This window comes from Rheinheimera soli (assembly GCF_021290985.1).
GTDB lineage: Bacteria > Pseudomonadota > Gammaproteobacteria > Enterobacterales > Alteromonadaceae > Pararheinheimera > Pararheinheimera soli.
The window spans coordinates 136,451-143,313 of the sequence record NZ_JAJOYU010000010.1 but is presented as its reverse complement, the minus strand read 5'-3'; the positions used below and the strand labels follow the sequence as shown (position 1 = coordinate 143,313).

Genomic DNA, 6,863 nt, shown 5'->3' with positions numbered 1-6,863 from the left:
CGCCAGGATAGGTCAGGCTGATAACACGGCCCATCGCGTCGTAACCCCAGGTGGTCACATCATTCCAGCTGCCGACATAGTTGGCTGCCAGAGTGGTTTGAGTTTGGCTGCTTAACAAACCCCATTCATTAAACTGGTAACTGGTGGAACCACTGTCGTTGCCCACCTTATTCAGTTTACCTTTTGCATAAGAACCTTCGTCATAAGTCCAGAGCGCCTGGCTACCATTACTTTTGTATTGAATTCGCCCAACAGCATCATAGTCATAAGTGGTGGTGATACCTCTGGCGTCTGTGCTGTTTGACAATAAGCCCATTTCATCATAGTTAAAGCTACTTTGGCCGCTATCCGGACTGAGCAGTTGTTCGAGCTGAGCTCTGTCGTTTTTACTATTGATAGTGCTATTAAAGCGCGCATCCTGAACCTGCTTTAAGCCTCTGGCATCATGGCTGAAGGTCGTCACTTTTCCTGCCGCGTCTGTTTGGCGGATAAGACGACCCAAGGCATCGTAGGCAAACTGAGTGGTTGTGCTTGTCTGAGCATCTGTGTCGGTTAAACGATTTCCATTGCCATCGTAGGTATAAGTATGGGTTAACTGGTTGGCATGATTTCTTATTGCCACCAAATGCCCGGCAGCATCATAGAAATAATTAAACGTTGCCCTGTCAGTTCGGCCGTAGAAGGTACCACAAGAGGGAATAGGATCACCTATGGTATCCAGTGGATCGCTAGGCGTGATTGAACCAGTCCCCCCTGAAAAGGCAGAATACATGCCAGGCGGGCCTGACATAATGTCGCCACAATTCGTATAGCTGATTACATGCAAATCAGACAGAGTAGTATTTTTGATATTCCCCATTAAATCATAGTCATAGCTTTTTCTGGCTAAGGCATGTGAACCTACAGTACTCATGTCTACCACAGTAGCAATCCGGTAATTTTCTGTGGCTAAGCGACCAGCCGCATCGTAGCTATAGGCTGTTGCCCGCCCATTGGAGTGTTCTGTTTTTATTAAGTCTCCTTTGTAGTCATACTTATAGGTCACAGAGGCTGTTTTCCCGCCTACTGAGACGGTTTCTTCTTTCGTAATTCGGCCACGCTTGTCGTAGCTATATTTGGTAGCTGTACCGTCAGGGTATGTTATTTGCCCCACCTGACCTAAAGCATCATAACCGCTGTATAAAGTAACAAGCCCGGATGCATCTGTTGATCTGATGACATTTCCTGATGAGTCATACTGGAATGTAGAAACCTGCTGATTGGGTGTGGTGACAGTGATCTGACTAAATAAATGGTTACTATGATACGTATAAGTGTATGTGGTGGTATAGGTTTGACCATTAGCTAAGGTCTCATAAGTCAGCAGGTTTTGTTTTTCATCGTAGCTAAAGCGCTCAGTTAACCATCCGGTGGTTTTCCTCGTTAACTTATTCAGGTTGTCATGCCAACTGAGCAAGGTTGTGATCGCTTCAGGTTCGCCATAAGCATTTATTTGCTGAATGACCTGATTTTTGTCATTGTAGCTGTAACGAGTGACCTTATCGTTCCAGTCTGTTTCTGTCACTTTGCGTCCACTAGTATCATAAGTGGTCGCCTGAGCACTGGCGGCACAATAGGCAGAACCTTCTTTTTCAACCCGCATCAGTTTTGATCTAAGAGCACTGTCGTAAAAATAGGTGGTTTTATGACCTAAGGGATTCGTAACTGTGGTGGTATCTGCTGTAAAGGAGAAATTATGCTTTTCCGTCTCATTAGCGTGCTTAGACTCTATTGCCCGCCCTGTTGAGTCATATTGAAAGTAGGAGAATCTGTTGTTTCCTTTAGCTACTCCGGTTAAAAAAGTAGGAAACCTGCTGTCTTCATAATAATAGGTTTTGCTATTTCCATCAGGAAACACCACTCTACCCAACATACCGTTGGTTTTATAGCTGTATTGATAGTCATATCCAGCATTGTTTTTAACCGACGAAATACGTTCGCCCTGCCAATCAAAGGTTAGTTTACGGCCGTTAGAATGGGTAATGGCAGACAGCTTACCGCTGCTATTGTAACTATAGCGGTGGCTGATACCGTAAGACTGGATCTGCAGGGCTCCGGAAAAGGTTAGTGTGTCAGGCTTTTCAGAAAATGAAACATTAATTAACCGACCCAGGCTGTCGTAAATTTCGTTCTGATCGCTTTCGTTACGAAATACCCAACTGTTGCCAGCCCCCTGATAGAGATAATTCTTGCCGGAGGCCGTTTTATAGCCCGACTTAGAGCCCACACCAGGAACGTAAAAGGTTGCGGCGGAAAGCTTTACAGACTTACCATCACCCCGGTATAAGGTTTTTGTGCTGACATCCAGGCGTGTATCAAAGCTGCTGCTCCAGCCTTTCCCAAAAGCACCTTCGTAGTTATTATGACTGGAATAGTAGCGGCTGATTTCAAGGGGATATTGCTCTTTACCAACAAAATCGGTTTCAAACTCTACTTTTTCGCCATTGGCAACCATAATCGGATTACCGTCGCACTTGTCATCGTCCGGGTTATTATCGTCCGGGTTATTTTCTGGAGCACTACCACCACCACCGCCACCACCGCTTCCGGCAAGACTGCGATTTCTCCAGTCGGTCATAAATAAACGGATATCCCACATTTCAGAGGGCAGCCAGGTACCAACAACACCCATTCTTTCTATCGGTTTTTCTGGGTCTTCCTCAGCATTAGCTTTATTAACACCAACAGACCAGCCTGTACCGGGTAACCACTGGCTAAATCTGGTGTTTGCCGTATCAGATTTGTTGGTATCTGCTGTATTACAGATATTTATACCTCCCATTGCCAGAAAAGTATAAAACGCCACCCTGCTGTATTTATTGAGCACCTTATTCTCCTTTACTCATTATAAAAACATCCCTGAAACATCAACATGCCATGGCATGGCATGGCATAGAAAGTTTTCAGATTATTTTAAAAACAAAGATAGAAAGTACCGACAGCCTTGAGGAAAATCAACAAAAAATATCCAAAAAAGAAACAAATAAATCATAAATGTTTATTTAGTAAATTTATGAATAAGGAATCAGGGGTTTCCATTAACCGTCTCTGAGCAATTAGCTCTGCTTGTGATTACTGGCGAGGGCATTACAGTGATAACCACTTATGTCACCTGTACAGCGAATGTGCCAGCCTGTTGTAACCCCAGCATATCGCTGATGAAAACTCTTTATGGAGCGCAGGAACCAGATCATGCCGAGCCAATTGAAAGACTAGGCATTGCGCTACCAGTAGGTTGGCACGCCAAATCAACGGATTAGAGGAAAATATCTAATGCAGCTAGTAACAGATTGCATATATTGAGCGAATAAACCACGGGGCTGCAAAGTGACTTTCTTTGGCTAAACAATGTTTAAAGCGAAGCGATGTAAAAAGTTTACTGCTGGGCCAAGACTCTTTTTTACCCTAAAGTCCGGGTGGCGCTATGGGCACGGATCAGTTCGGTCCATGGCACTTCAGAACGGCCTATCACCATAAAATCGGGGTTAGATAGGGTTTCACGCTGGTTGTAACTTAAAGGCGCAAACTGACTATCGAGAATTTTTCCACCTGCTTCTTCAACTATCACATGCACAGCAGCAGTGTCCCATTCGCCTGTTGGGCCTAAACGCAGGTAACAATCAGCACCACCTTCAGCCACTAAACAGCTTTTTAATGAACAGCTGCCCAAGGCAATAAATTCTGAACTGGCAGGAGTGTTGAGCAACTGATGAATATGCTCAATGGGTTGACGACGGCTGACGGCTATTTTAAGGACATCACCAGGTTGATGCTGATTGACCTGAATTCGATTGATGAAATGGTGCTGCTGTTTAAAAGCGCCATTACCACGGGTAGCGTAATACCAGATTTGTTCTTTCGGCCAGTAAATCACACCCAACACAGGCCAGCCATGTTCCACCAGCGCTATGCTGACGGCAAAATCTCCGCTGCGGGCTATAAACTCCTGAGTGCCGTCCATAGGGTCAATCAGCCAATAGCGTGGCCAATCCTGGCGCTGGCGCAGCGGCAGTAAATGCATTTCTTCAGAGACAACAGGAATATCCGGAGCGAGTTCGGTTAAAGCATGCAAAATCAGTGCATTGGCTGCTAAATCAGCGCTGGTGACTGGACTTTCATCCGCTTTATTTTTGGATTCAAAATCGCCACTTTGGTACATAGACCACAGTGTATCCCCAGCTGCACGAGCTGCGTCTTTGACAGGTTCCAGTAACCTACTTAAAAACATCCTGATACTTGTCCAGATAATCTCGGGCTAAAAACAAGGCCGCTACACTGCGGGCCTCAGTGAAATCGCTTTGATCTAATAACTCAAACTGCTGTTGCCACTGCCATGGTACCAGTTCCAAAGGTTCGGGTTCATCCCCAGGCAGGCTGGACGCTGTTAAATCCAACGCCAACACAATATGCATTGTAGCACTAAAGTAACCTGGAGCTAAGGCCACGGTTTTTAACGGAATTAAACGTCCAGCTTTAAAACCTATTTCTTCCTGCAGTTCACGATTGGCTGCTTCAGCGACGGTTTCACCAGGATCGATCAGACCTTTGGGGAAGCCTAACTGGTAATCATGGGTACCAGCACAATACTCACGGATCAGATAAAAATGCTGTGGATCAGGGCAAGCCACCACCATCACTGCACCTCGGCCGCCGCCTTTCATCCGCTCGTATGTACGTTTTTCGCCGTTGCTAAATTGCAGATCCAGTTGTTCAATCTTAAACAGCCGACTTTGTGCGACCAGTTTTTGTTCTAAAATCTGCGGTTTTTCTTTGTCGCTGTCGCGCTGCGCCATAAAACTGCCTCTGCTACAATGGGCCATCGCCTTACTATAAATGGATTAGCTGGAAAAACCTATGCTGGATTGGAGACAAATTGATACCGTTTTGCTGGATATGGACGGTACTTTGCTGGATTTACACTTTGATAACTACTTTTGGCTGGAGCATTTACCAAAGCGCTGGGCAGAGCTGAGTGGTATCAGTCTGACGGACGCCAAACAACAGCTGGAAGCCGAATATCATGAACTCAATGGTAAAATTGAGTGGTATTGCCTGGATTACTGGACCAAAAGACTGGCGCTGCCTATCACCGAATTAAAGCGTGAAGTGATGGACAAAATTCAAATGCGTGCTGACTCACCAGCTTTTTTAACTGCATTAAAAAATTCGGGCCGCAAAGTGATACTGGTGACCAATGCCCATCCGGATTCTTTATCGTTAAAAATCGAGCGCACCACCCTTGCCAGCTACATAGACATACTGGTGTCGACTCATGAATTTGGTGTGACTAAAGAACAGCAGGAACTCTGGCAGCAGTTGCAACAACGTTTTGGTTTTGACCCCAAACGTACTTTATTTGTCGATGACAGTCTGCCTATTTTGCAGTCCGCTCAACGTTTTGGTATTGGGCATTTATTGGCAGTCGCCAACCCGGACAGCCAAAAACCCAGCAGAGCTATCACTGAGTTTCCGGCTATAGAAGATTATTCGGTGTTACTGGCGGATATTCACAGGTCGGTTAACGGCTCTGTAATTTCAGAGTAAAACGCCCTTCAGCGTCCGGCTGGCCAACAAACTGCATCGCCTGATGCACTTCTTTTGGCATGCTGGCGTCTGGTTTCATAGTGCCATTGAGCTGGTATTTGCCCTGCTCACCTATTAAAGCTGTGACATTCAGCGCCAGCGGATTACCGGGTTCAGTCACCAGTTGAAGCTGGCCTTGTTCACAACTTAAGTTGGCGTCTATGGCTTTTAAGTCTATCCAGCCCGATGGTGCCTGAAACTTGGCTTCCAGCCAGCTGGCTTTGCCTGCCAGTTGTTCACACCAGGGCTGCCCCATACTGAAATGCTGAATATTCAGCAACATATTGCCACTGGCCGCCACCTGAAATGGTAAACGTAATTTAAGTAAAGGCACTATAGGCTCTACCGGTAAACGTAACTGGCTTGATTGCAGCTGCAGACCTGAAAAACCATAAGACAGCTGAGCTTTGGCATAAGGCAAAGTGGTTTGCCGGATTTGGCCTATGTCCAGGTCCAACGCCACTTTTCCCATCAAAAAAGCCCAGGGTTTTAACTGCCAGTTGACCTGGGGTAATACATAGCCATTCAGCGACACCGCCTGCACCTGACCTTGCCATAAAGTGCCGGTCACAGGGCCCAATTGCACTTGTGCTGGTAAAGACACTAACTTTAACCACCAGGCTGCAGGTGTCAGCAGCACTAAAAACACCAGATAAAGACCAATAGCAGCAGGTATTATTTTTTTATAATTCATTTACGACTCAACTAATAAACGACGGACACGCACCATGCCAGGGGCATCGGCAACAGCCAGATCCAGTTGCACTATGCTGACGTTATGCTGGTACTGCAAAGCATGCAGCCAAGTCAGCAGTTGATCAAAACTAATATCGTTCAGCATCACCTGCATCTGATCGTTTTGTGGTTGCATCCGGCTGACCTGAATTTTGTGGGTACGGGCACTGGAGCTGATGATATCGGTCAGACTACCCTGCACTTTGGTTTGCGTGGACACCACAGGAAAATTGCTGACTTGCAACAACTGCTGACTGACTTGTTGCAACTGCACTTGTTGGCTCTGGTAATTGAGGTGTAACGGTGCCCACAGCAGCCAATAAAAAGCTGCTACAGCTAAAGTGACGCCAGCACCCAGCACCAACTGTTGTTCACGTTTTTGTAGTGATTGCCACCAGCTTTGTAGTTGTTTCATCATACAACACCGTGTGTATTAGCAGCCTGCGGCTGTGAAAATTGTCTATCCTGCCAATTTTTCATACGGCACCTCCCTGTGCCGTACACTG

At 46.1% G+C, this 6,863-nt stretch carries 6 protein-coding genes; 1 reads left to right on the top strand and 5 read right to left on the bottom strand.

The window, feature by feature from the left end; genetic code table 11:
* The 3 genes from LSG37_RS09330 to nudE form a co-directional block, all read right to left on the bottom strand.
* Positions 1 to 2,866, bottom strand: a 2,866-nt coding sequence (locus LSG37_RS09330; RefSeq protein WP_233079618.1) for a DUF6531 domain-containing protein, incomplete at its 3' end; no start/stop codon positions are given.
* A 573-nt stretch (positions 2,867 to 3,439) separates the two neighbouring features.
* The gene (cysQ, locus tag LSG37_RS09325; RefSeq protein WP_233079617.1) at positions 3,440 to 4,267 is read right to left on the bottom strand and encodes a 3'(2'),5'-bisphosphate nucleotidase CysQ; all 828 of its coding nucleotides are present in this window, start codon (positions 4,265 to 4,267) and stop codon (positions 3,440 to 3,442) included.
* Positions 4,254 to 4,832 (bottom strand): ADP compounds hydrolase NudE, encoded by a 579-nt coding sequence (nudE, locus tag LSG37_RS09320; protein ID WP_233079616.1) that lies wholly within the window; start codon positions 4,830 to 4,832, stop codon positions 4,254 to 4,256. The genes cysQ and nudE overlap by 14 nt, the downstream gene beginning before the upstream one ends.
* Positions 4,833 to 4,893: 61 nt before the next feature.
* Between nudE and yrfG the strand changes: the two genes are divergently transcribed.
* Positions 4,894 to 5,583, top strand: a complete 690-nt coding sequence (gene yrfG / locus LSG37_RS09315; RefSeq protein ID WP_233079615.1) for a GMP/IMP nucleotidase — start codon at positions 4,894 to 4,896, stop codon at positions 5,581 to 5,583.
* On the opposite strand, the gene LSG37_RS09310 is transcribed toward yrfG, so the two are convergent.
* On the bottom strand, positions 5,558 to 6,316 hold the full coding sequence (locus LSG37_RS09310) for a type II secretion system protein N (protein ID WP_233079614.1): 759 nt from the start codon (positions 6,314 to 6,316) through the stop codon (positions 5,558 to 5,560). The two genes, yrfG and LSG37_RS09310, sit on opposite strands and share 26 nt — an antisense overlap.
* Complete coding sequence (locus LSG37_RS09305) at positions 6,317 to 6,775, bottom strand: type II secretion system protein M (RefSeq protein WP_233079613.1); 459 nt, start codon at positions 6,773 to 6,775, stop codon at positions 6,317 to 6,319.
* Between the last annotated feature and the right edge of the window lie 88 nt (positions 6,776 to 6,863).

Coding starts and splice junctions, on each gene's coding strand:
- nudE (WP_233079616.1), bottom strand. CDS start 4,832: ATGGCGCAGCGCGACAGCGACAAAGAAAAACCGCAGATTTTAGAACAA.
- LSG37_RS09305 (WP_233079613.1), bottom strand. CDS start 6,775: ATGATGAAACAACTACAAAGCTGGTGGCAATCACTACAAAAACGTGAA.
- cysQ (WP_233079617.1), bottom strand. CDS start 4,267: ATGTTTTTAAGTAGGTTACTGGAACCTGTCAAAGACGCAGCTCGTGCA.
- yrfG (WP_233079615.1), top strand. CDS start 4,894: ATGCTGGATTGGAGACAAATTGATACCGTTTTGCTGGATATGGACGGT.
- LSG37_RS09310 (WP_233079614.1), bottom strand. CDS start 6,316: ATGAATTATAAAAAAATAATACCTGCTGCTATTGGTCTTTATCTGGTG.